This is a genomic window from Mesorhizobium sp. B2-4-12, assembly GCF_006441575.1.
Classification (GTDB): Bacteria; Pseudomonadota; Alphaproteobacteria; order Rhizobiales; family Rhizobiaceae; genus Mesorhizobium.
Genome location: NZ_VFVC01000019.1, coordinates 37508 through 60574, shown reverse-complemented (window position 1 = coordinate 60574; position 23067 = coordinate 37508). Strand labels below are relative to the sequence as shown.

The 23067-nt window shown below is 63.4% G+C and carries 20 protein-coding genes and 1 riboswitch; of the genes, 11 read left to right on the top strand and 9 right to left on the bottom strand.

Annotation, left to right across the window (positions count from 1 at the left end; translation table 11 throughout):
• Positions 1–59 precede the first annotated feature (59 nt).
• Both FJ934_RS13650 and FJ934_RS13645 read right to left on the bottom strand, forming a co-directional pair.
• Positions 60–941, bottom strand: a complete 882-nt coding sequence (locus FJ934_RS13650; RefSeq protein WP_140610141.1) for a CoA ester lyase — start codon at positions 939–941, stop codon at positions 60–62.
• On the bottom strand, positions 941–1393 hold the full coding sequence (locus FJ934_RS13645; protein ID WP_140610140.1) for a MaoC family dehydratase: 453 nt from the start codon (positions 1391–1393) through the stop codon (positions 941–943). Before FJ934_RS13645 ends, FJ934_RS13650 begins: the two co-directional genes overlap by 1 nt.
• Before the next feature lie 151 nt (positions 1394–1544).
• On the opposite strand from FJ934_RS13645, the gene FJ934_RS13640 reads away from it, so the two are divergent.
• Positions 1545–2669: a DUF2336 domain-containing protein gene (locus FJ934_RS13640; RefSeq protein ID WP_140610139.1), complete on the top strand. Its 1125-nt coding sequence runs from the start codon at positions 1545–1547 to the stop codon at positions 2667–2669.
• An 87-nt stretch (positions 2670–2756) separates the two neighbouring features.
• Here FJ934_RS13640 and FJ934_RS13635 read toward each other — a convergent pair whose 3' ends face one another.
• Together FJ934_RS13635 and parE are read right to left on the bottom strand one after the other, a co-directional pair.
• Complete coding sequence (locus FJ934_RS13635; RefSeq protein WP_140610138.1) at positions 2757–4823, bottom strand: FUSC family protein; 2067 nt, start codon at positions 4821–4823, stop codon at positions 2757–2759.
• A gap of 45 nt (positions 4824–4868) precedes the next feature.
• Positions 4869–6923, bottom strand: coding sequence for a DNA topoisomerase IV subunit B (parE, locus tag FJ934_RS13630; RefSeq protein WP_140610137.1), 2055 nt, complete (start codon positions 6921–6923; stop codon positions 4869–4871).
• Between the two features lie 237 nt (positions 6924–7160).
• Here parE and cpaB point away from each other — a divergent pair, with 237 nt between their 5' ends.
• From cpaB to FJ934_RS13585, 9 genes are all read left to right on the top strand, one after another.
• Complete coding sequence (gene cpaB, locus FJ934_RS13625; protein WP_246671504.1) at positions 7161–8087, top strand: Flp pilus assembly protein CpaB; 927 nt, start codon at positions 7161–7163, stop codon at positions 8085–8087.
• A 30-nt stretch (positions 8088–8117) separates the two neighbouring features.
• A complete protein-coding gene (locus tag FJ934_RS13620; protein WP_140610136.1) occupies positions 8118–9557 on the top strand; it encodes a type II and III secretion system protein family protein in 1440 nt (479 codons plus the stop codon).
• A gap of 4 nt (positions 9558–9561) precedes the next feature.
• Positions 9562–9831 carry a hypothetical protein gene (locus tag FJ934_RS13615; RefSeq protein WP_140610135.1) on the top strand — a complete coding sequence of 90 codons (270 nt, stop codon included), beginning with the start codon at positions 9562–9564 and terminating at the stop codon, positions 9829–9831.
• A 67-nt stretch (positions 9832–9898) separates the two neighbouring features.
• Positions 9899–11113 (top strand): response regulator/pilus assembly protein, encoded by a 1215-nt coding sequence (locus FJ934_RS13610; RefSeq protein ID WP_140610134.1) that lies wholly within the window; start codon positions 9899–9901, stop codon positions 11111–11113.
• Complete coding sequence (locus FJ934_RS13605) at positions 11110–12531, top strand: CpaF family protein (protein ID WP_140610133.1); 1422 nt, start codon at positions 11110–11112, stop codon at positions 12529–12531. Before FJ934_RS13610 ends, FJ934_RS13605 begins: the two co-directional genes overlap by 4 nt.
• 4 nt (positions 12532–12535) lie before the next feature.
• Positions 12536–13501: a type II secretion system F family protein gene (locus FJ934_RS13600; protein ID WP_140610132.1), complete on the top strand. Its 966-nt coding sequence runs from the start codon at positions 12536–12538 to the stop codon at positions 13499–13501.
• A 1-nt stretch (position 13502) separates the two neighbouring features.
• On the top strand, positions 13503–14471 hold the full coding sequence (locus FJ934_RS13595) for a type II secretion system F family protein (RefSeq protein ID WP_140610131.1): 969 nt from the start codon (positions 13503–13505) through the stop codon (positions 14469–14471).
• A 66-nt stretch (positions 14472–14537) separates the two neighbouring features.
• Positions 14538–14897 carry a hypothetical protein gene (locus FJ934_RS13590; RefSeq protein ID WP_140610130.1) on the top strand — a complete coding sequence of 120 codons (360 nt, stop codon included), beginning with the start codon at positions 14538–14540 and terminating at the stop codon, positions 14895–14897.
• 114 nt (positions 14898–15011) lie between these two features.
• Entirely contained in the window at positions 15012–15485 is a 474-nt protein-coding gene (locus FJ934_RS13585) for a tetratricopeptide repeat protein (RefSeq protein ID WP_140610129.1), read from the top strand.
• Positions 15486–15541: 56 nt separating this feature from the next.
• Here the strand turns inward: FJ934_RS13585 and gcvP are convergent, their stop codons facing one another.
• The 3 genes from gcvP to gcvT are packed head-to-tail and all read right to left on the bottom strand — an operon-like array spanning position 15542 to position 19842.
• Positions 15542–18352 (bottom strand): aminomethyl-transferring glycine dehydrogenase, encoded by a 2811-nt coding sequence (gcvP, locus tag FJ934_RS13580; RefSeq protein ID WP_140610128.1) that lies wholly within the window; start codon positions 18350–18352, stop codon positions 15542–15544.
• 16 nt (positions 18353–18368) lie between these two features.
• The gene (gene gcvH / locus FJ934_RS13575; protein WP_140610127.1) at positions 18369–18737 is read right to left on the bottom strand and encodes a glycine cleavage system protein GcvH; all 369 of its coding nucleotides are present in this window, start codon (positions 18735–18737) and stop codon (positions 18369–18371) included.
• A 4-nt stretch (positions 18738–18741) separates the two neighbouring features.
• Complete coding sequence (gene gcvT, locus FJ934_RS13570) at positions 18742–19842, bottom strand: glycine cleavage system aminomethyltransferase GcvT (RefSeq protein WP_140610126.1); 1101 nt, start codon at positions 19840–19842, stop codon at positions 18742–18744.
• Positions 19843–19991: 149 nt separating this feature from the next.
• Positions 19992–20078, bottom strand: a riboswitch (glycine riboswitch).
• A gap of 217 nt (positions 20079–20295) precedes the next feature.
• Between gcvT and FJ934_RS13565 the strand changes: the two genes are divergently transcribed.
• On the top strand, positions 20296–21297 hold the full coding sequence (locus tag FJ934_RS13565) for a hypothetical protein (RefSeq protein WP_140610125.1): 1002 nt from the start codon (positions 20296–20298) through the stop codon (positions 21295–21297).
• Positions 21298–21347: 50 nt separating this feature from the next.
• Here the strand turns inward: FJ934_RS13565 and FJ934_RS13560 are convergent, their stop codons facing one another.
• Positions 21348–22139 carry a molybdopterin-binding protein gene (locus FJ934_RS13560; protein ID WP_140610124.1) on the bottom strand — a complete coding sequence of 264 codons (792 nt, stop codon included), beginning with the start codon at positions 22137–22139 and terminating at the stop codon, positions 21348–21350.
• A gap of 1 nt (position 22140) precedes the next feature.
• A complete protein-coding gene (locus FJ934_RS13555) occupies positions 22141–23022 on the bottom strand; it encodes a cytochrome b/b6 domain-containing protein (protein WP_140610123.1) in 882 nt (293 codons plus the stop codon).
• Between the last annotated feature and the right edge of the window lie 45 nt (positions 23023–23067).

Sequence of the window (23067 nt, the reverse complement as noted above, 5' to 3'; positions counted from 1 at the left end):
GTTGACGGCATTCGGTCGCCGAGCTGTCAAGGCGGCGCGCATGGTAGCGATTGGCGCGTCTAGGCGGAAATCCCCGCCGCCCTCGCGCGTGCCAGAAGCCGCTCGGCGAGCCGCAGATGAGGACGGTCGAACATTTTGCCGTCGATGCCGACGACGCCTGGATTTCCGGCAGCCGCGAACGCCGCGACGATCGCCGCCGACTGTTTCACCGCCTCGGACGATGGCGTGAAGGCGGCATTGATGACGGGCACCTGATCGGGGTGGATCGCCATCTTTCCCGTAAAGCCGTCACGCTCGGCTTCGGCGCATTCCGCGCCGAAGGCTGCCATGTCGCGAAAATTCGGGAAAACGGTGTCGATCGCCGCGACTTCCGCGGCGCCGGCCGCCAGGATGGTCGTCAGGCGGGCGTGGCGGAACACGTCGGTGTAGCGGCCGTGCCCGTCGCGGGCTGAGCGAGCGCCGATCGCCGCCGAGAGGTCTTCCGCGCCCCAGGTGAGGCCGGCGAGCCGCGCGCTCGCGCCGGCATAAGTCGCCGCGGCAAGCACGCCAGCCGGGGTTTCGGTGATGATCGGCAGGATCTTGATGGAGCCGTCGGGCAGGCCGTTCTCCGCCTCGCGAACCCTGAGCTTTGCCGAGAGCTGCTGGACGTCCTGCCCGCTGTTGGACTTGGGCAGCATGATGCCGTCCGGTCGCGCCGGGATGAGCGCGCCAAGATCATCATCCGTCAGTGCGCTCGCCAGATCGTTGACCCTGATATAGATCGCCGAGCCGGTTTGCCCCCGGCGTTCGGCGACAAAGCGCGCCGCGACCTCTCGCGCCGTTGCCTTGTTGTGCGGGGCCACGGAGTCCTCGAGATCGATGATCACCACATCGGCGTCGGCGCCAAATCCCTTTTCCAGCTTGCGCTCGGAATCACCGGGGACAAACAGCAGCGAGCGCATCAGGTGGTCTTCTTCAGCATCATCGCCTGCCTGGCGCATTTGGCGACCAGATCACCATGCTGATTATAGGCGCGGTGTTCGAATTCGACGATGCCGCGATCGGGCTTCGACTTGGACTCGCGTACCGAGACAACCGTTGTCTCGACGCGGATGGTGTCGCCATGGAAGACCGGATGCGGAAACACGGTTTCCTTCATGCCGAGATTGGCGACCGTCGTGCCGACCGTGATGTCGTTGACCGAGATGCCGATCATCAGACCGAGCGTGAACAGCGAGTTGACCAGCGGCTTGCCCCATTCGCTCTTCGCGGCGAAATCGAAGTCGATATGCAACGGTTGCGGGTTCAACGTCATCACCGAAAACAGCATGTTGTCGCTCTCGGTCACGGTCTTGCGCAGCGTGTGCTGGAAGACGTGGCCGACGACAAACTCTTCGAGGTATAGTCCGGCCATTCTCCGTCTCCTGCGCTGTCTGACGGTTGATAGGCGCTGCATCCGGCGCTCGCAAGCCAGTTAATGAACATGGTGAACGGTTCGTAAACCATTTCTGCCTACCGTCTGCACGGGGCTGGAAACCTTCCGGCAAAGGGCGTTGGCAGGCGGCATGGTTGTTGTTTCGCATTTCCTGAAATGGATCTACACGGCCAGGGTGTCGGAGCGTGCCGCGGCGGCCAATGCGTTGGCCCGGGCCTATGTCAATTCCGAATTGCCGTTCGAGGACCGCTGCGCCGCCGAAGCGGCGCTGACGCTGCTGCTCGACGATGCCTCGTCGAAAGTGCGGCTGGCAATGGCCGAAGCGCTTTCGATGAGCCACCACGCGCCGCTGCAGATCATCAGTGCGCTGGCGTCCGACCAGCCGGAGGTGGCCGGCGTCGTGCTGGCGCGCTCACCGCTGCTCACCGACGCCGATCTGATCAACCGCGTCGCGGCGAGCCCGAAGGCAACGCAGAAGCTGATCGCCGACCGCCCGCTCGTCTCGATGGCGCTGGCGGCGGCCATCGCCGAGATCGGCGAGGCGGAAGCCTGCGCTGTCCTGCTGGCCAACAGCGGCGCTGAGATTGCTTCGCTGAGCTTCCGCCGCATGGCCGAACGCCACGGGCATCTCCCACGGGTGCGAGAAGCGCTGATATCGGATGCCCGCCTGCCTGCCGACTGCCGGCACATGCTGCTCGTCAAGCTCGGCGAGACATTGAAGACGTCGCCGCTGGTCATGGCCCTGATGGGCGCCGCGCGTGCCGACCGCGTCATGCGCGATGCCTGCGTCAAGGCCTCGGTAACGCTGATCGAGGGCACGCGGCAGGAAGAGCACGCCGCGCTGATCGAACATCTCAGGCTGCGTGGCGATCTCACGGCGAGCTTCCTCATCCGCACCATCGCGCATGGCAAGGTCGATTTCTTCGGTTCCACGCTGGTCGCGCTCGGCCAGCAGCCCGAGCAGCGGGTGAGGGCGCTGCTGGCAGGCGGGCATGATGTGGCTTTACACGCGTTGTTCCGTAGCGCCGGCCTCGCCGTCTCCACGCATGCGATTATCCTGCGTGCGCTGAAAATCTGGCGGGAGGTCGCCAATGGCAAGCGCATTGCCGGCGTGCAGGAAGTCAGCTGGCTGATGCTCAAGGAATTGGGCGGGCAATCCGCGGAAGGCGATCTTGCCGCCCTGGTCAAGTCGATCCATCTCAACGCGCTGCGCGAGAACGCACGCGGCCATGCACTGGCGATCGCGGCGGCTTAGGGCGGTTCAGATGGAATCGTTGACCCCGCTCTAATTCTTTTTTCTGCGCAATTCAGGAAAACCGCTGCGCACTCTTCCTGAATTGCTCTAGCCTCGGTCTTTCGCGAAGAAATCCGGAAAATCCTCGATCGCGGCGGCGATGATGCGCAGCGAGGCTGCGATCTGCAGCATTTCACCGGCGCTGCTTCGCTGTGTGATCATAGCCGCATACTGTCTGGCGACGGTCACGGTTGAAGTCTGCGGCTCGCCTGGCCGCCGGAACAACAGCTCGCGCGCCAGTCCGCGCAGAAAATTCGAGATCGAGAGGGTCGTTTCGGCTGCCAAGGTGGAACTTTGCAGCGCGTGGCGCAGGCGCAGGATTTCGACGCCAACGGTGACACCGGCTATGCTGCCGTCCAGAACCGCATCGCCTTTTTTTCCAATGCGCTGCGTCTGCGACATCAGTTGATTGACCCGATCATAGGCGAGACTCTCGAAAGCGGTACGTCTTGGCACACGCTCATGCAAGCAGAGGCGCGCCAGGTCTTCGCGCATCACACGCACGATGCGGTTGACGAAGATCCACGGATCGGAGGGCAACACAACGATGAAAACACCGATTGCCAGCAGGATGCCAACCAGGATCGATGCGCAACCCGCCAGGAAAGGGCCGGGATCATAGGTCATCGCCTGATGCGGGCTGAGGAAAGCCAGAAAATTGATGGCAAAGGCCGTCGCCACGCCAACATAGCGCGGATTGGCCATCGCCAGCGCGGCAGGCACCAGGATCGGCACGACGAAGATCGTGAACCAGCCGAAGCCGGGCAAGGCGGGCAAGGCGATCTGACCGACAACGAAGGCAAAGGGCAGGGCCAGCAAGGTGCCCTTGAAAAAGCCCCAGGCCACTTGCACGGGATCGGGGCGGGCGGCGAACAGGCTGGAGACGACGGAGACCAGGATGACCGTGCCCGCGGCTTCCGACCATTTCGTCGTCAGCCAGAAGGCCGCGACCAGCAAGGTGGCGAGTGCCGCGCGCACAGCGTTGCGCGAGGCCGCATGGTAGTCGCGGTGTACCACCAGCGCCGGCTGCTTGCGCACACGGGCGGCGCGCGGGGCTGGCGCACGCAACGCGTCGAGGCCGCGCAGCACCTGCTTCAAGGCTTCCGCGAAATCGGCGGCGATGGTCAGGCGAGTGATGGTGCCGAGCCTCTCATCACCTTGCCCATCCGGCATGTCCGGCATCTGCCGTGCCTTGGCGGCGATGGTATCGAGCCGCACCACCCACGGCGTGGTGTCCTCGAGAGCGCCTGGTTTGCCTGCGAGTTCCCTGACCAGGGTATGCAGGTCGGCGCGCACGGGAATGAGCGCCGCGTTCTTTGGCGCGGCATGGGCATGCAGTGCGCGCGCGGCCGACAGAGCGGACAGAAGCTGGCCGATGGTGCGCCGGACCGGATGCGCGCGGGTCGCCAGGCTCGGCGCCTCCAGCCTTGCATAGACGCGCATTTCACCAAGTATCTCCGCTTCGGCGATCAGCTTTCGGTGAAGATCGGCCAAGACCGCGCTGTCGCGGCCGGAAAATGCACCGCCCGCATAAATGGCAAGGTCGAGAATGGAGCGCTTCAGCCTTTCGATGATGGCATCGCCCGCCAGCTTCGGCAGGATCAGCCGGCTGGTCACGCCGGCGCAGACTATGCCCAGCACGATTTCAGCGCAGCGTGCGACCGCCAGATCGACCACGAGATGGGGTTGGCCGAAAGCCGGCAGGCCAATGATCATCGCGGTGTAGCCGGCAAGCGCCGCGCCATAGGCCTCGGGATTGCGCAGCAGCGACGAGACGAAGGTGCTGATGCCGATCCAGACGGCAAGCACGGTCACCAGCAGCCACGGATTGGAGCCGAAGACCGTGGTGATGGCGATTGACGCTAATCCGCCCGCCAATGTGCCGAGCAGGCGGTAGAAGCCTTTGGCCAGCACCATGCCCGCGACCGGCTGGGCAACGATGAACACCGTCATCATCGCCCACTGCGGATGGTCGAGCTTGAGGGCGTAGGCGGCCAGCAGCGCGATCAGGCCGGCCGAAACGGTTCTAAGGGCGAAGATCCAGTCCGAGCGCGTGGGTCGCGTCAGGTCGGCGAACCGTGTCCCGAGATAATCTTTCAGCCGCGCCCCGATCACATGTTCGACTCCGTACCCGCACGGACAAGGTAGAGCAGGGGGCGCTCAGATATCCAGCACTTCCGTTTCGGCGAATTCGGCACGTTCCTGGATGAAGCGGAAGCGAGCCTCCGGCTTGGTGCCCATCAGCGCGTCGACCGCGTCCTTGGTCGCCGCCTCGGCATCGATCACATCGACCCGCAGAAGCGTGCGCTTCCTCGGATCCATGGTGGTCTCCTTGAGCTGCGAGGCCATCATTTCACCCAGGCCCTTGAAACGGCCGAGCTCGACCTTGCCGCGTCCGGTGAATTCAGTGCGCAGGAGCTCGTCCTTGTGCGCGTCGTTGCGGGCATAGGCCACCTTGCCACCTTGCCTGATCGAGTAAAGCGGCGGCACCGCCAGATAGAGGTGACCGCCACGCACCAGCGCCGGCATCTCCTGATAGAAGAAGGTGATCAGCAGAGAGGCGATGTGGGCGCCGTCGACGTCGGCGTCGGTCATGATGATGACGCGGTCGTAGCGCAAATCCTCGTCGCGATACTTGGAGCGCGTGCCGCAGCCGAGCGCTTGGATCAGGTCCGATATCTGCTGGTTGGCGGCCAGCTTGTCATTGCCGGCGCTGGCGACGTTGAGGATCTTGCCGCGCAACGGCAGCACTGCCTGGCTGGCCCGGTCGCGCGCCTGCTTGGCCGAGCCACCGGCGGAATCGCCTTCGACGATGAAGAGTTCCGCACCGGCGGCGGCGTTCTGCGTGCAGTCGGCGAGTTTGCCCGGCAGCCGCAGCTTGCGCACCGCGCTCTTGCGCGACACTTCCTTTTCCTGGCGGCGGCGTACGCGCTCGTCGGCGCGAGCGATCACCCATTCGAGCAGCTTCGAGGCTTCCTGCGGATTGTCGGCCAGCCAATGGTCGAAGGGATCGCGGATCGCGGTCTCGACGATCCGGATCGCCTCGATCGTCGCCAGCCTGTCCTTGGTCTGGCCAACGAATTCCGGTTCGCGGATGAACACCGAAAGCATGCCCGCCGCCGAGATCATCACGTCTTCCGAGGTGACGATCGAGGCGCGTTTGTTACCGACAAGATCGGCATAGGCGCGCAGGCCGCGCGTCAGCACGTTACGGAAGCCGGCCTCGTGGGTGCCGCCTTCGCCGGTCGGGATGGTGTTGCAGTAGGAATTGATGAAGCCGTCGCCGCCGAACCAGGTCACCGCCCATTCGAGCGAGCCATGGCCTCCTTGCCTGTCGCTCTTGCCAGAGAAGATTTCCCGCGTCACCTGAAATTCGTCGCCGAGCGACGCCTTGAGGTAGTCCTTGAGGCCGCCAGGGAAATGGAATTCCGCCTTGGCCGGCGTCTGATCCTTTTCCTTGATCAGCGAGGGGTCACAGGTCCAGCGGATCTCTACACCGCCAAACAAATAGGCTTTCGAACGCGTCATGCGGTAGAGCCGCGCCGGTTCGAACGCCGCGCCCTTGCCGAAGATCTGCTCGTCGGGATGGAAGCGGATCCTGGTGCCGCGCCGGTTGTGCACTTCACCGAGATGCTCAAGGCCACTCACCGGAATGCCGCGCGAAAAGCGCTGGCGGTAGAGCTGCCGGCCACGCGCGACCTCGACCTCGAGATGGTCCGACAGCGCGTTGACGACGGAAACGCCGACGCCATGCAGGCCGCCTGACGTCTCATAGACCTTCGAGTCGAACTTGCCGCCCGAATGCAGCGTCGTCATGATCACTTCGAGCGCGGGCTTCTTGTATTTCGGATGCGGGTCGACCGGGATGCCGCGGCCATTGTCGGTGACGGTGAGAAAGCCATCGGCCGAGAGTTCGACATCGATGAAGGTGGCGTGGCCGGCAACCGCCTCGTCCATTGAGTTGTCGATGACTTCGGCGAACAGGTGGTGCATGGCCTTGTCGTCGGTGCCGCCAATATACATGCCTGGCCGACGACGCACCGGCTCCAGACCTTCCAGCACCTCGATATCGGCGGCGCTGTAGCCCTCGCTGCCGTCCTTGGACGCCGCCGGGCGTTTTGCCGCCTGGACCAGCGGATCCGCCGGGCGCGCGGCCGCCCGAACCGGCTGCGGCTGCTTGTCCATATTGGCGAAGAGATCGTTGTTTTCGTCCATGCCTGCCATAGAGTCCGATGCTGCGAATCACCCGTCGATACTGCCACGCTTTTCAGCGCCAAGCGACGGAGGTTCCTGTTACGTTCGGGGGTCTAGCCCCTCTTATCCTAAAACCATTCGATAACCAAGCGGCCGGAAATAGATCAAATGCGGCCGTGCGGGATACCTGATTCTTTAACAATGCCGCCTAGCGTGAGCCCAACATAACAAGAAACTGCGGGCATCAGGGGTTTCGGCGTGAAGGGCAAGGCCATAACGATGATCGGCATCGCCGCCGTTTTCGGCGCGATCTCGATCTTTGCCGCGGATTTCTGGGTAAAGAGCCAGGCCAAGGCCGATGTCGGGGAAAAGACGGCGTCGATCGCCACTCCAGCGCCGCCCAGGATCGAATTCAAGACCATCGTCGTGGCGAACGCGCCGTTGCGTTACGGCATGGAGATCGACCGCGCCAAGCTCAGCGAAATTCCGTGGCCGCAGGATTCCCTGCCGCAGGGCGCCTTTGCCACCGTCGACGGATTGCTCGGCGAAGGCGGCCGCGTGGTGCTGTCACCGATCGAGGTCAACGAGCCGGTGCTGCTGGCCAAGCTGTCGGGACCAAACGGCCGTGCGACGCTCTCCAACATGCTTGCGCCCGGAATGCGGGCGGTCACCATCCGGACCGACGAGATCGCCGGCGTCGGTGGCTTCGTCACGCCGGGCGACCGGGTCGATGTCGTGCTGACACGCGATGCCGGCGCAATCCAGGAAGTGGCCAAGAATGCCCAAGGGGCTGCAGGTTCGACCGTCACCTCCGAAATCGTCGTCGCCGATGCCAAGGTGCTCAGCGTCGGCCAGGGCGCCGACGAGCGTCAGACGACGCCGCAGGTGGCCAATTCCGTGACCATCCAGGTGACGACCGATGGCGCGCAGAAAGTGGCGCTTGCCCGCACCGTCGGCACGTTGTCGCTGTCGCTGCGGTCGGCCAGCGAAGGCGGTGACGGCAATGGCGGCGTCACCACCATTTCCTCCTTCGGCGGATCGGTGGCGTCCAAGACCGAGGCGGCGGCCGGCTCGCTGTTCGACGCGGTGGCCAAGGAGCCTGAGAAGCCGACATTCAAGACGGTCATCGTGACACGCGGCACACAGGCCGAGGAATATCAGGTTCCTTCGCGGGACCAGAAATAAAGGCCGGTGGGGACCGGACGAGACGGGACAATGTTGATGCGTACGCTATATCGAATGACGGCTCGGCGGCACTTCGTGCGCGCCTTGGCGATGGTCGCCTCGCTGGCCGCGAGCGGAGTGCTCGCTTTACCCGGCGCCGCCAGGGCGGACAACGATGTCGTCTACGTCTCGTCGACCAGGAATGCATCGATCAAGGTCGCCAAGGGCAAGCCCAAGACGATCATGACGAGTGCTGCCTTCTACCAGATCGTTATCGGCGATCCGGAGATCGCCAACGTCAATCCACTGACCGACAAGTCTTTCTATGTGCTCGGCAACAATCTCGGCACCACCGGTATCGCGCTGTTCGACGACAAGAAGCAGCTGGTCGGCACCATCGACATCGAGGTGACGCTCGACACCGACCAGCTGGCGAGCACGATCCGCGCCAGCGTGCCGGATGCCAAGATCAAGGTCGGCTCGGCCAATGGCCGTGTCGTGCTGTCGGGCGAGGCGGATGACGCGGTCGCCGCCGAAAAGGCAAACAAGATCGCCACCCGCTTCTCCGGCAAGGAAGAAGTGATCAATTCGGTCAACATCTCATCGTCGCAGCAGGTCCAGCTCAACGTCCGCTTCGTCGAGATCAACCGCCAGGCAGGTCAGGATCTCGGCGCCAAATACAGCGCCAACTTTGCCTACGGCTTTGGTGGACGCGATGTTTCGCTTGACCCCGGGGCGGTGCCGGCGGCAGGAACCGGTGAAGCCATCGGCCGGCTGCTGTCCAACGGCGTCTCGATCGACATCGCCATCAAGGCCCTGGAAGAGCGCGGCCTTGCCCGACGCCTCGCGGAACCAAACCTTATTGCCCGGTCCGGCGAGACGGCGAGCTTCCTGGCCGGCGGCGAATTTCCGATCCCGGTTTCGGAGGACAATGGCAAGATCTCGGTCAGCTACAAGAAATATGGCGTCAGCCTCGACTTCACGCCGACCGTGCTCAAGGACGGGCTCGTGAGCCTCGACATCGCGCCGGAAGTATCCTCCATCGATGCGTCGGCCTCCTACAATATCGGCAACATTTCGGTGCCCGGTTTCATCGTTCGCCGCGCCAAGACGTCGGTCGACCTGAAGAACGGCCAGAGCTTCATGATCGCGGGACTGCTGCAGTCGCAGAACGACATCACCACCTCGCGCATTCCAGGCCTCGGCAAGATGCCGGTGCTCGGACCGCTGTTCTCGTCTAAATCGTATCAGCGGCGCGAGACAGACCTCGTCATCATCGTCACGCCCTACCTGGTCAAGCCCGTCGATCCGTCGAAGAAGATGGCCGGGCCGACGGACGGCACTCAACCGGCCAGCAACGTCGACTACTTTCTCAACAACACCGAGGAGGTGAAGGGGGCGAACAACGGCCGTGCGCTGGCGTTGGCCGATGGCAGCGCCGCGCGGACGGCCACCACGGTCGGTCATTTCCTCGACCTGCCGAAGGATTGAAGCGATGCGTGTGATCCTGAGAGCAAGCATCGCGTTGCTTCTTGCCGGTATCGCCGCCGGCTGCACCAGCGACGACTATGTGCGCAGCGAAGGTCCGACGACAGGCGCCGGCGAAGCGCAGGCCGCCAACACGGTCATGCAGATGGTCGATCCGTGGAAGTACGGTGTCCAGAACACCAGACTCCTCGTGCCGGCCAAGCGCGGTGATGCCGCCCCCGTCACATCCGATCAGGCGGCTGGCGCGAAGACGGCGCAGACAAGCACAAGTGACTGATTCAGGCGGGCAACTGATTCAGGCGGGCAACTGATCCAGGCGGGGATCGACTTCACAGGCGGCGAGAATGGCAAACGGCATCAAGACCAAGAAGATCCTGCTCGTATCGACGGACAGCACCTTCGTGCAGGACACACGCACCGCATTCGCCGCCTCCGAGGTCATCCAGCTCTCGACGGTGGAAAAGAATGTCACCGAATTGCGCGGCGAGATCCAGGAAACCGACTTCGGCGCCATCATCGTCGATATGGACGCGGCGAAGCTGGAGGAGATCGAATCGCTGCAGCGCGTCATGCGCAGGCTGGAGGGCAAGGCCCCGGTGGTCGTCGTCACCCAGGAGTTCAACGCCGCCGCCGTCCGCATCCTGGTGCAGCTCAAGGTCGCGGACTTTCTCGTCAAGCCGATCACCACGGCCGACCTGGTGCGATCGGTCGTGCGGGCACTGCAAGGGCCGGGGCGCGAGGAAAACACCGAGTCGCAGATCTACACCTTTATGCCGGCCGCGGGCGGTGTCGGCACCACGACGTTGGCGCTGCAGACGGCATTCCAGCTGCATCACTCGGTGACGCGCGGCGCCTCGACCTGCGTGGTCGACCTCAATTTCCAGCAGGGCGCCTGCGCGGAATATCTCGACCTCGAGCCGCGTTTCGACATCACCGAGATCGAGAACCAGCCCGAACGCCTCGACCGGCAACTCCTCGACGTGATGCTCTCGAAACATGCCAGCGGACTTTGCGTGCTGGCGGCGCCGACGCACCCATCGGAGATGCGTTCCTTCAAGACCGATGTCGTGGTGCGCATGCTGGACCTCGTTTCGGCCTATTTCGACAATGTCGTCATTGACATGCCGCGCACCTGGTTTCCGTGGACGGAAACGGTGCTGCTCGGCTCCAACAAGCTCTACATCGTCGCCGAAATGACGGTGCCGTGCCTGCGCCACACGCAAAGGCTGATCCAGGCCGTCTACGAGACCGCCGGCAAGGAGGTGAAGCCCAACGTCATCGTCAATCGCTTCGAGCAGAAGATGTTCGACAATGGCATCAAGCAGGCGGATGTCCAGGAAATCCTCGGCGAGCATTTCGTCGGCGGCATCGCCAACAACTACCGGCTGGTGCGCGAGGCGGTCGACCGTGGCGTGCCGTTGCACGAGATCGACGCCAATGCCAACGTGGTCAATGATTTGAAGAAGATCATCCTGCCGGAGGAGGCAGTCGCGACCGCCAGCAAGTCGAAGTCGCTCTTCGGTCTCGGCAGGGGCCTTTTGAAGAGGAGGGCCGGATGACCAGCCGTTTTTCCACCCTGCAGAACCGCGATGCGCGGCCGCAGCGTTCGTCCGAAACAACGCCGGTCGCGCATCACGCGGTGGTGATCCCGACAAGCCGAAAAGCTTTACCGGTAAAACCCGAGGTCGCCCCGGCAAAGAACGCCAACAGGGTGCTCGATGCCCGCATACGCATTCATCGGATGCTGCTCGAGGAAATCAACCTTGTCGCCCTGGAGCGCTTGCCGAAGGAGGAAATGCGGCGGCAGGTGCATGATTTCGTGTCGGAAAAAACCCGCCAGGAGCGGATGGCGATCAACACCGCCGAACTTGACGCGCTGGTGGACGACATCGTCGACGAGATGGTTGGCCTGGGCCCGCTGGAGCCGCTGCTCAAGGATCCCGACATCAACGACATCCTGATCAACGGCCACCAGAACTGTTTCGTCGAGAAGAAGGGCAAGCTGCAGCAGGTGCACATTCCGTTCAAGGATGAGGCGCATCTGCTTAGAATCATTAACAAGATCGTCGCGGCCGTCGGCCGGCGCGTCGATGAATCGCAGCCGATGGTCGATGCTCGCATGCTGGATGGGTCGCGTTTCAACGCTGCCATCCGCCCGGTTGGCGTCGACGGGCCGCTGGTGTCGATCCGCAAATTCTCCAAGAACAAGCTTGGCCTGCACAAGCTGGTCGAATTCGGCGCCATCACACAGAACATGGCCGAAGTGCTGGCCGCGGCGGTCCATGCCCGCAAGACGACGATCATTTCCGGCGGCACCGGCACCGGCAAGACAACGATGCTCAATGCACTGTCGGCCTTCATCCCGGAAGACGAGCGGCTGATCACCATCGAGGATGCCGCCGAGCTTCAGCTGCAGCAGCCGCATGTCGCTCGCATGGAGACGCGACCTGCCAACATCGAGGGCCATGGCGAACTGAAGCAACGCGATCTCGTCAAAAACGCGCTGCGCATGCGTCCTGACCGCGTCATCCTCGGCGAGTGCCGCGGCGAGGAGGCGTTCGACATGTTGCAGGCGATGAACACCGGCCATGAAGGATCGATGGCGACCATCCATGCCAACACGCCGCGCGATGCCATTTCGCGCCTCGAACAGATGCTGGGCATGACCGGCATGCCGATGACGGTCCAGTCGATCCGCAGTCAGATCGCCAGCGCCATCGATATCATCGTGCAGTTGACCCGGCTTTCCGACGGCAAGCGCAAGGTGACAAGCGTTGCGGAAGTGACCGGCATGGAAGGCGACGTCATCCAGATGCAGGAGATCTTCCGCTTCGTGCGCACCGGCATGGATGCCGACGGCGGAATTCTCGGCTATTTCGAAGCGACCGGCATCCGGCCGCGCTTCCTCGAGGACCTGCGCGCCATGGGCATCGAATTTCCCGGGCGCTATTTCGAACCCGGCCGGCCGCAGGAGTAGCCAGGTGTTCGACGGATTCAGCGCGATCTACGTCGTCTATGCCGGAGCCGCACTGACCGGCATCCTGATCGCCGAGGCCTGTTATCTTCTTTACGCTGGCCGCAGCGACAAGCGCGCCGCCATCAACCGGCGCATGAAGCTGCAGGAAAACAAGATCAGCCAGGAACAGGTGCTGATCCAGCTGCGCAAGGAGCGCGGCCTCGATGCCGGCACGTCGCTGTTCTCGCCGGACCGATTCCGTGCCCTGCGCACACAGTCGGGCATGATTATGCCGCTGTCGAAATTCCTGACGATCACCTGCGGCGTGGCGATGGCCGCGGCCCTGGTCGCCATCTGGTATGGGTTGCCGCCGCTCATGGGGCTCATCCTGTTCTTCGTGCTGGCGCCTCTGCTGCCGGTGGTCGCGATGCGCTTCATGCGCAAACGGCGGCACAAACGTTTCGGCATGCAGCTGCCGGAGGCGCTGGAGCTGATCACGCGTGGCCTCAAGGCCGGCCATCCGGTGCCGGTGGCCATCGCCATGGTGTCGCGCGAGATGCCCGATCCGATCGGCACCGAGTTCGGTGTCGTTGCCGATGAGGTGACCTACGGCTCCGATCTGGTTTCGGCGTTGAACAACCTGTTCGATCGCGTGGGGCACGAAGACCTGCCGCTGTTCGTCACCGCCGTCTCGATCCAGTCCAGTTCGGGCGGCAATCTGCGTGAAATCCTCGACGGCCTGTCGTTGACAATACGCGAGCGCGGCAAGCTGCGACGCAAGGTGCGCGCCATTTCGACCGAAGGCCGTCTGTCCGCCTATATCCTGACGGCAATACCGGCGCTTTTGTTTGCCGCCATCATGGCGTTGATGCCGGGGTTCTACAGGGACGTCTGGGGGGTGCCGAAAACCTGGTACATGCTTGGCGGGTCGGTTACCTGGCTGATGCTGGGCAATCTGATCATGTTCAAGATGTCGAATTTCAGGTTCTGACATGCGCGGTTTCATCGAATTCCTCGCCTCGCTTGCGCCGACCTCCTTGATCCCGGTGGCCGTTGCGCTTCTGGCCGTGGGTGTTGTCGCGGTCGCCTGGCCGATGGTGGTTGCCAAGGGTGATCGCAATGACGTGAAGCGCCGCCTCAAGGTTGACGACAGTCGCGCGGCCGCGAAACCCGAGCCGGTGCAGAAGAAGAACGCCGGCGTCGTGCGCGAGAAGGCGGTGAAACGGGCACAGGAATTCTACGCCAAGAGCGATCCGGAAAATGTTGCCCGGCTGCGCATGAAGCTGATCCAGGCGGGCTACATGGAGCCGCGCGCCGTCGGCATGTTCTTCCTCATTCGCTTCGCGGCACTGGTGGGTGCCGCGACGGGAGCCTTTGTGATCAACCGCTGGATGGCCAGCGCCGATGCGACGATGGCCAGCCGCTGGGCGTTCGTCATCCTGACGGGCGTGGCCGGCTACTTCCTGCCCGGCCTGGTGCTGAGCCAGAAAGTGCGGGAGAAGATGCGCGAATACCGCAACGGCTTTCCTGACTTCATGGACCTGTTGATCGTCTGCTCGGATGCGGGCATGAGCATGGAGGCGGGTGTCGAGCGCGTCTCGAAGGAACTCGCCAAGACCTATCCCGCGCTCAGCCAGAATCTGCAGCTGGTGTCGCTGGAATTGAGGGCCGGGCGCAGCCTCGACGACGCGCTGAAGGCGCTCGCCGATCGCCTTAGCCTGGACGAGGTGCGTTCTTTCGCGACGCTGCTGCAGCAGTCGAAGGAACTCGGCACCAGCCTGTCGGGAGCGCTTCGGGTCTTCTCCGACGAAATGCGTCACAAGCGCATGTCGCTGGCTGAGGAGAAGGCACATGCCTTGCCAGCCAAGATGTCGGTGCCGGTCACGGTGTGCATCCTGCCGGTGGTGCTGATGATCGCGATCATTCCGATCATCGTCAAATTGACGGGTGGGCACTATTAGATGTGTCGGATTGAGTTCAGGTCGGCCTGAACTCAATCCAACGTGTCCGCGGAGCAATCCACAAGCATGGCGTTCGCGATCAAGGCCAAAATTGCCAACCCCGGCGCGACGACATTCGCCTTCACCGCGCAAAAGACGATGTATGGCGGCAAGCATGTCGCCAAAGGCGATGCGATTTTCCTATTCGCCAGCGAGAATGAAGGCGGCCAGGGCCTTGTCGCGCGCGGCATCGCCACATCCGTCGAAGCGGTCGCGCGAAAGCCCGGCATTGCCCGGCAGACGCCGCGCGTAAGCCTGGCCATCGAACGAATCGCGCAGGCGAAGCGACCGCTGGGCCGAGCCGAACTCAAACGTCTCACCAACTGGAATGACGGTCAGCCGGGTTGCCACCGTCCCGTTGTTTGGCCGGCACCTGGTGGTGGTTAATGGCCGGTTTTTCGGAGACCGAATCTTAGCTGCATTTCGGCACCGAAGCTTAACCGCTGTGTGGTAACGTCCTTGCTGAAGAACGACCCGACAAATCGGGCGACGGGGCAGGGCATGCGTCAGGGAAATTTTGCGGCGGCGGTCACCATGGCGGTCGTCCTTATGATCACCGGGTGTACGACGAACAACAACGTCGACACGACCAAGACTACGGCCATTCAGCCCGCGGCAAAAAACATCGACACCTCCGATCTGGGACAGGGCAAAGCGCAGTTTCGCGACGCCAATTATGGTCTGGCCGAACAGCATTTCCGCAAGGCCGTCGAATTGAAGGCCGACAGTGCGGAGGCCTGGATGGGGCTTGCCGCATCCTATGACGAGCTCGGCCGCTTCGACTTCGCCGACCGCGCCTACGACCAGCTCCTGAAAGTCGCCGGCCGCAGGCCGCAGATCGTCAACAATATGGGCTATTCGCAACTGTTGCGCGGCAACAAGAAGAAAGCCAGGGCGCTGCTGCTCGAGGCCAAGGCCGGCATGGCCGATCCGACGGTTGTCAACGCAAATCTCGCCTTGCTGAACAAGGGCTGATGGGCAAGGCCGAGCCGGTCAAGCCGGCCTTGCGTTCGGCTTAGGCCGAGAGACTACTATTCGGCCGCACCCAGATAGTCCGACAGCGGCGGGCAGGAGCAGACGAGATTGCGGTCGCCCGCGACATTGTCGATGCGCGACACCGGCGGCCAGTATTTTGCGGCGGTATCCACGTTGCCCGCGGGATAGACCGCCTCCAGCCGCGAATAGGGATGGGTCCACGTGCCGGCCAGCGCCTCGGCGGCAGTGTGCGGCGCGTTGACCAGCGGGTTGTCGGCCAAGGGCCATTCGCCCTTTGCTACCTTCGCCGCTTCGCCGGCGATCGCGATCATGGCCTCGCAGAAGCGATCGAGTTCACCTTTCGGCTCGGATTCCGTCGGCTCGACCATCAGCGTGCCGGCGACCGGGAACGACATGGTCGGTGCATGGAAGCCATAGTCGATCAGCCGTTTGGCGATGTCATCGACGCTGATGCCCGCGCTCTCCTTGAGCACGCGGGTGTCGAGGATGCATTCATGAGCGATACGATCGCTCCTGCCCTTGTAAAGAAGCGGGAAGTACGACGCGAGCCGCGTCGCCACATAATTGGCCGAGATTATGGCGGTCTCCGTCGCCTGCTTGAGACCGGAAGCGCCCATCATGCGGATGTACATCCAGGTGATCGGCAGGATGGAAGCACTGCCGAACGGTGCGGCCGACACGGCATGGCCTGAGCCTTCGGTAACATGGCCCGGCAGATAGGGTTTCAGATGCGCCTTGACGCCGATCGGGCCGACGCCGGGACCGCCGCCGCCATGCGGGATGCAGAACGTCTTGTGCAGGTTCATGTGGCAGACGTCGGCGCCGATGTCGCCGGGGCGGGCGAGGCCGACCAGGGCGTTGAGGTTGGCTCCATCGAAATAGACCTGGGCACCATGCTCGTGGATAAGGGCGCAGAGGTGGCGCGCGCCTTCCTCGTAGACGCCATGCGTCGAGGGATAGGTGAACATCAGCGCCGCGAGATTCCTGGAATGCTCGTTGGCCTTGGCCCTGAGATCGTCCATGTCGATATTGCCGTCCTCGGTGCAGCGCACCACGACAACGCTCATGCCCGCCATCGCCGCGCTCGCCGGATTGGTGCCATGCGCGGAGGACGGGATCAGGCAGACCGTGCGATGGCCTTCGCCGCGCGAGCGGTGATAGGCGCGGATGGCCAGCAGCCCGGCATATTCGCCTTGGCTGCCGGCGTTGGGCTGCAGGCTTACCGCGTCGAAGCCGGTGATCTCTGACAGCCAGTTCTCAAGATCGCCGACCATGGCGCGATAGCCCGCCGAATGGCTGGCCGGCGCGAAGGGGTGCAAATTGGCGACGCTTGGCCAGCTCACCGGCATCATCTCCGCCGCGGCGTTGAGCTTCATGGTGCAGGAGCCGAGCGGGATCATTGCGCGATCGAGCGCAAGATCCTTGTCGGCCAACCGCCGCAGAAAGCGCATCATTTCGGTTTCCGAATGATTTTCGTGGAACACCGGCTGGGTGAGAAACTCCTTGCCGCGTCCTTTTCCAGGCATGCTGCCGTCGACAGCGCCGGCTGCCTTGGCGCCGAACAGCGCGGCGATCGCCTCCAGATCGGCTTCGGTCGAGGTTTCGTCGAAGTTGATGCCGACATGGTCGGCGTCGATGACGCGCAGCAGCCGGCCGGTTTCTTCGGCGGCCGTGGCGATCGCTTTCGCCTTGCCCTTCATTTCAACCGTTACCGTGTCGAAGCGGCTTGTGCCGAGCACGGGCAGGCCAGCGGCCTTCAGGCCCGCTGCAAGGCGGTTGGCGAGCCCATGGATGCGGCCGGCAATCGCCTGCAGCCCGGCGGGGCCATGCCAGATGGCGTAGGCGGTCGCCATATTGGCGAGCAATGCCTGCGCGGTACAGATGTTGGACGTCGCCTTGTCGCGCCGGATGTGCTGTTCGCGTGTCTGCAAGGCAAGCCGGTAGCCGGGACGGCCCTTGCTGTCGGTCGACTGGCCGACGAGGCGACCGGGCATCAGCCTCGTCAGTCTGTCGGAAACGGCGCAATAGGCGGCATGAGGGCCGCCAAAGCCCATCGGCACACCAAAGCGCTGCATGGGGCCGACGGCAATGTCGGCGCCGAGTTTCGCCGGCGCGTCGGTGAGCGTCAGGCCAAGCGGATCGGCGATGAACACGACAAGTGCGCCGGTCGCGCGGGCCTTTTCGATCGCCGCCTTATGGTCGCCATAGACGCCAAACGTATCCGGCCAGGAGACGAGCAGGGCGGCGGTGTTGTCGTCGATCGTCTCGCCGTCGACCTCGATGCCGAGCGGCTCGGCGCGCGTGCGCACAACATCCAGCGTCTGCGGATGCGGTGTGCCGGCAAGCGCCACCTTGGTGCGCTTGTCGCGGTGATGGCGCAAGGCAATACCGACGGCTTCGGCCACCGCCGTTGCCTCGTCGAGCAGCGAGGCTGACGCGACCGGCAGGCCGGTCAGTTCGGTGACCAGCGTTTGGAAATTGAACAGCATTTCCAGCCGACCCTGGCTGATCTCCGCTTGGTAAGGGGTATAGGCAGTGTACCAGGCCGGGTTCTCGAACAGATTGCGTTGGATGACCGGCGGTACGTGGACGCCGTGATAGCCGGCGCCAATGAAGCTCTTCAGCACCGTGTTCCTGGCCATGGTCGCCGACAATTCGGCCAGCGCTTCGGCTTCGCTGGCCGGCGCGGGTAGGGCCAGCGGCTGGTCGAGGCGGATCGATCTCGGCACGGCCTGGCTGATCAGCGTTTCCACGGAAGGAACGCCGATGACGGCGAGCATGGCTCTGACGTCATTGATGCCGGGGCCGATATGGCGGGCGGAAAAGGAGGTAGGTGCTGCGGTCATTTTTATCGTCCTGCTATCAGCCGATATGGGCTTTGTAGGCGGTCTCGTCCATGAGGCCGGCGAGTTGGCCTTCATCGGCGAGCCTCATCTTCCACAGCCAGCCGGCGCCGGTGGCCGCCGAATTGACCAGCGACGGGTCGGACGACAGCGTGCCGTTGGCCTCGGTGATTTCGCCGTCGACCGGCGCGTACACGTCGGAGGCGGCCTTGACGGATTCGACCACGACCGCGGTGTCGCCCTTGGCAAGCTTCCGGCCGGTCTCGGGCAGTTCGACGAAGACGAGGTCGCCGAGCTGCTCCTGCGCGTAATCGGTGATGCCGACGGTGGCGATGCCACCCTCGACGCTGAGCCATTCGTGATCGGCGGTGAAATAGGTCTTTGCCATGAGATTATCCTTTGCGGTAGCGATGCGGTGTGAAGGGCAGGGAACTGACGTCGACAGGGATTTTCGTGCCGCGCACGTCTGCGAAAATCCGTGTTCCGGGCTTTGCCAGCGGCGCCGCGACATAGCCCATGGCGACCGGATGACCGGCCGAGGGGCCGAAGCCGCCCGACGTGACATGGCCGGCAGGGTGGCCGTCGGCGTCAAACAGCGCCGCGCCGGCGCGCACCGGCTGGCGGCCTTCCGGCTTAAGCCCGACGCGCTTTTGCGCCGGGCCGCGTTCCACGGCGGCGCGCAAGGCGTCGGCGCCGATAAAGGCGCCGGAAGCCCTGATCTCCTTCGGAATTGCCCACATCAGCGCCGCCGCGGCCGGGTCTGTCTCCGGTGTGATGTCTTGGCCATGCAGGCAAAGTCCGGCTTCCAGCCGCAGGCTGTCGCGCGCGGCAAGACCGATCCAGAGCACGCGCTCATCTTCCAGCAGCTTCGCGACGAGGTCGCGCGCATCGGGCTCCCGCAGGCCGATCTCGAAACCATCCTCGCCGGTATAGCCGGACCGGCTCATGAACCAGTTCTTCCTGGGTTCGACACCGTGCATGAACAGCAACGAGCCGGTTTCGATGCCGGCACGGGACAGCACTGCCCAGGCCTCGGGCCCCTGGATGGCCAGGAAGACGCGGTCGAGCGGCTCGACCGTGGCGTCGAAACCGGCTGCAAGTTCGCGCAGGTGCTTTTCGTCGGCGACGGCGTTGCCGGCATTGGCGACCACCATGAAACGGTCGGCGCCGAGCCGCGTGACGATCAGGTCATCCAGGATGCCGCCGGCCTCATTGAGGAAGAACGTCAGCTTGGATTGCGAAATTTCGAGCGCGCCGGCGTCCAGCGGGCAGGCGCGGTCGAGCAGCGCAACGGCTTGCGGCCCGCTGACCTCGAACAGTTTCATATGCGAGATGTCGAAGAGACCCGCGTGCTCGCGGGTATGCAGATGTTCCTTCATGACGCCGGCCGGGTAGGTCAGCGGCATCGACCAGCCGGCAAAGGCGCCGAAGCGCGCGCCTGCGGCCGTGTGGATATCTTCGAGGGGAAGGTGTTTATCGTCGTCGCCCGTCATGTCGTCTCCAGAGTCGCACGCAATCGGCCGCGAATGGCGACCAGTCCGTGCCCCTCTGTCTGAAGCCTGAGAGACTCGCGCAGCCGGAACTCCGTCAGCGGCGCTTACACCTTCGGCGCGGGGGCAAGCCCCGACTTTCCAGAGTGTCTTTCCCGTCCACGGTTCTTTTGCCTGAGAGATTTCGGGCGATTTCCCCTTCGGCGGCAGCTCTCGCTGCTCTCTCCCGCAAACAGGTAGGACTCAAAGCCTGAGCCCTCGACGCGCCATCCATAGCCCGTCGGCGACACCTTGTCACCTCCCAGCGACATCTAAAGCGCGAAGCGCTGAACGGGTTTGGGCGATGCGCTTCGGGTATTTGTTCCGATGCGGCAAGCCTTCGCTAACCACACCGTTTGCCGGTTTTTCAAGACACTCCTGATATAGCAGGCTGATGTGAGGCGGATGGGGCGACGAATGGGCGGATCAATCATGAGCGCGCCGGTGGCGGGGCTGACATCAAAGATTAGCATTACTCCACAGGATGTCGTGATGCTGCGCCGCGACGTGTTCGCCGATGGTGTGGTCACGCGCGGCGAGGCCGAGGCCTTGTTCGCGCTCGACCAGACGGCGCGGGACAAATGCGCGGAGTGGGCGCCATTCTTTGTCGAGGCGGTGACCGATTACATCGTCCATCAGGAAAGGCCAGAGGGCTACATCTCGCAGGACAACGCCGACTGGCTGATCCGCACGATCTCGCGAGACGGCATGGTCGACAGCCGGACCGAACTCGAATTGCTGGTCCATGTGCTGGAAGAGACGAAATCATCGCCGGACCGGCTTTGCGTTTATGCCCTGGAGCAGGTCGCCCACGCCGTTGTCGACGGCAAGGGGCCGCTGATGCTGGGCGGTGCGCTGGTCCCCGGACTGGTCGCCAAGGCGGAAGTCGACCTGCTGCGCCGCATCCTCTATGCCCATGGCGGTGACGGCAACATCGCCATTACCCGCGGCGAGGCCGAGGTGCTGTTCAGGATCAATGAACAGACCGCCCAAGCCAACAACGATCCTTCCTGGAACGAGTTGTTCGTCAAGGCAATCGCCAACTTCGTCATGTGCTCGGCCGGCTATGAAGCGCCGACTCGTGACGTGGCTTTGCGCCAGGAAACTTTCCTTGAGCATGCGGATGTGGAAATCGGCGGCTTCTTCAACCGCATGGTCTCCGGTGGCCTTGCCGGCATCATCGAGGCCTACCGGTCCCCGGATGACATCGAAGCCGAATGGGAGGCGAAGAACAGGGCAGCGGAGGCCTTGGCCCGGCGCGCCGAAACGATCGATGCCGGCGAAGCCAAATGGCTGGTCGAGCATATCGGGCTGAATCGGCCCCTTTACGAAAACGAGCGTGCATTGCTGACCCTGATCAAGCATGCCTCGCCGGAGATTCATCCAGCTCTAAAGCCGCTGCTCGAAAAGGTTGCTTGAGTATTGGCTGTTAAGCCGTCGATGTCAGAGCACTATTCTCTCTCCGACTATCAAATACCACCATACCAGTCGTAGCCATTGTCTTCCCAGTAGCCGCCGCGGCCGCCGCCGACGCCGGCGAAACCGTCGACCAGTTCGATCCTGGAGAGATATTTCGGCATCTTGTAGCCAAGCTGGCGCTCGACGCGGACGCGCAGCGGCGCGCCGTTTTCGACCGGCAGGGGTTTGCCGTTCAGGCCGTAGGCAAGGATCGTCTGCGGATGGCGCGCGTCGATCAGGTCGATCGTGCCGTAATATTTGACGTCGCCGGACAGGCCGCGGTCGATCGTGTCGAGGCAGTGGAACATGACGTAACGCGCCTGCGGCTTGACGACGGCCTGGTCCAGCACCAGCGACAATGGCGTGCCGGTCCATTTGGCGATGCAGCTCCAGCCCTCGACGCAGTCGTGACGCGTGATCTGGGTGCGGCTCGGCATGTTCTGCAGCTGCTTACGGCTGAGCGATAGCGGCTTCTCGACAAGGCCCGAAACCTCCAAACGCCAGTCGGCGAAATTGTTGGCGAGAAGGCCCTTGTAGATATCGTCATCCGGCGCGGTGACACCGTTCGGCCGCTGCGGCTGGCGGATGTCGGCTTCCGTGAATTCCGGCGCCAGCCTATCGCGCCCGGCGAGCAGGCGTTGCGCGCGGTACGTCAGGCCATTTGCGTTCTCGAGGAAACTGCGCAGGCCCCCCCCTATGCCGAGCTGGCTGTCAAAGGCGTCGCAACCCGACAGCATGATGCCGGAGGCGCCAAGGCTGGCGGCGGTCAGAAACTTGCGGCGGCTGATTTCGAATTTTGTCATGTCACGCACTCCTCTCGGCGGGCTTGTCGTCATGCGCTGGGGGATCAGTGCGGTACCAGCCTGTGATGATGGAACGCAGCTCGTTGATCGGTCCGGCGGCGAGGATCATCAGGATGTGGATAACGAAGAAGGCAACCAGCAGCACCATGACGGTGAAATGGATGGTGCGCGCCGTCTGCCGGCCGCCGAGCAGGTCGTTGAGGAACGGCAGCACCGAATTCATGCTGGGCGACATGGCAAGGCCGGTGATGACCATCAGCGGCAGCAGAACAAAGAGGACGCCGCCATAGGCCATCTTCTGCAGAGTGTTGTATTCGCGCGTGTGGTGGAACTTCAGCCTGGCATGATCGACGATGTCCTGTGGCAAGCGCTTGAGGTCGTCGAGGCGCGGGGTGAGATCCCGCCGGATATGGCCGTTGATCAGGCTGGCGACCAGCCAGACGATCAAGGTCGTCGTCAGGATCCAGGCGAAGAAGAAATGCACCACGCGGGCCGTGCCGAGATCATAGTAGGAAGGGATGGTCGCCCAGGATGGGAAACCGCGCGCCGTCTCGTTGCCCGACGGACCCGACCAGCCAAGCACGCCTGTCGTGTCGAAGCGGTGCCCGAAGATCGCGGTGTAGCCGCGTGGGCCAGCATTGGTGTTCTCGGCGCCGATCTGGAAGATAGTGTTGTTGTAGCCGAAGCCGGATTGCTTGCCGATATAGAGCTGCGGCCGGGCGTTGAAGATCTGCAGGCCGGAAAGCAGCATAAAGAACAGCGAGATAGCCCAGATCCAGTGCGTCAGCCGCGTCCAGCGTGACTGACGGTAGATCAGCGTCTTGTCACCCGAAGCGGGAACGCCCGTTCCGATTTCTGGTTGGCTTCTGGCAAGGGATTCCATCTTGTCTCATCTCCCGGCCCTTTGGGCGCGACCTGCGTGTCCATT

Excerpts from the sequence above, each read along its gene's own strand:
- parE (WP_140610137.1), bottom strand. The coding sequence starts at position 6,923 with ATGGACGAAAACAACGATCTCTTCGCCAATATGGACAAGCAGCCGCAG.
- gcvP (WP_140610128.1), bottom strand. The coding sequence starts at position 18,352 with ATGACCGCAGCACCTACCTCCTTTTCCGCCCGCCATATCGGCCCCGGC.
- FJ934_RS13645 (WP_140610140.1), bottom strand. The coding sequence starts at position 1,393 with ATGGCCGGACTATACCTCGAAGAGTTTGTCGTCGGCCACGTCTTCCAG.
- FJ934_RS13650 (WP_140610141.1), bottom strand. The coding sequence starts at position 941 with ATGCGCTCGCTGCTGTTTGTCCCCGGTGATTCCGAGCGCAAGCTGGAA.
- FJ934_RS13615 (WP_140610135.1), top strand. The coding sequence starts at position 9,562 with ATGCGTGTGATCCTGAGAGCAAGCATCGCGTTGCTTCTTGCCGGTATC.
- FJ934_RS13620 (WP_140610136.1), top strand. The coding sequence starts at position 8,118 with ATGTTGATGCGTACGCTATATCGAATGACGGCTCGGCGGCACTTCGTG.
- FJ934_RS13590 (WP_140610130.1), top strand. The coding sequence starts at position 14,538 with ATGGCGTTCGCGATCAAGGCCAAAATTGCCAACCCCGGCGCGACGACA.
- gcvT (WP_140610126.1), bottom strand. The coding sequence starts at position 19,842 with ATGACGGGCGACGACGATAAACACCTTCCCCTCGAAGATATCCACACG.
- FJ934_RS13560 (WP_140610124.1), bottom strand. The coding sequence starts at position 22,139 with ATGACAAAATTCGAAATCAGCCGCCGCAAGTTTCTGACCGCCGCCAGC.
- FJ934_RS13605 (WP_140610133.1), top strand. The coding sequence starts at position 11,110 with ATGACCAGCCGTTTTTCCACCCTGCAGAACCGCGATGCGCGGCCGCAG.
- gcvH (WP_140610127.1), bottom strand. The coding sequence starts at position 18,737 with ATGGCAAAGACCTATTTCACCGCCGATCACGAATGGCTCAGCGTCGAG.
- FJ934_RS13565 (WP_140610125.1), top strand. The coding sequence starts at position 20,296 with ATGGGCGGATCAATCATGAGCGCGCCGGTGGCGGGGCTGACATCAAAG.
- FJ934_RS13640 (WP_140610139.1), top strand. The coding sequence starts at position 1,545 with ATGGTTGTTGTTTCGCATTTCCTGAAATGGATCTACACGGCCAGGGTG.
- FJ934_RS13555 (WP_140610123.1), bottom strand. The coding sequence starts at position 23,022 with ATGGAATCCCTTGCCAGAAGCCAACCAGAAATCGGAACGGGCGTTCCC.
- FJ934_RS13595 (WP_140610131.1), top strand. The coding sequence starts at position 13,503 with ATGCGCGGTTTCATCGAATTCCTCGCCTCGCTTGCGCCGACCTCCTTG.
- FJ934_RS13610 (WP_140610134.1), top strand. The coding sequence starts at position 9,899 with ATGGCAAACGGCATCAAGACCAAGAAGATCCTGCTCGTATCGACGGAC.
- FJ934_RS13585 (WP_140610129.1), top strand. The coding sequence starts at position 15,012 with ATGCGTCAGGGAAATTTTGCGGCGGCGGTCACCATGGCGGTCGTCCTT.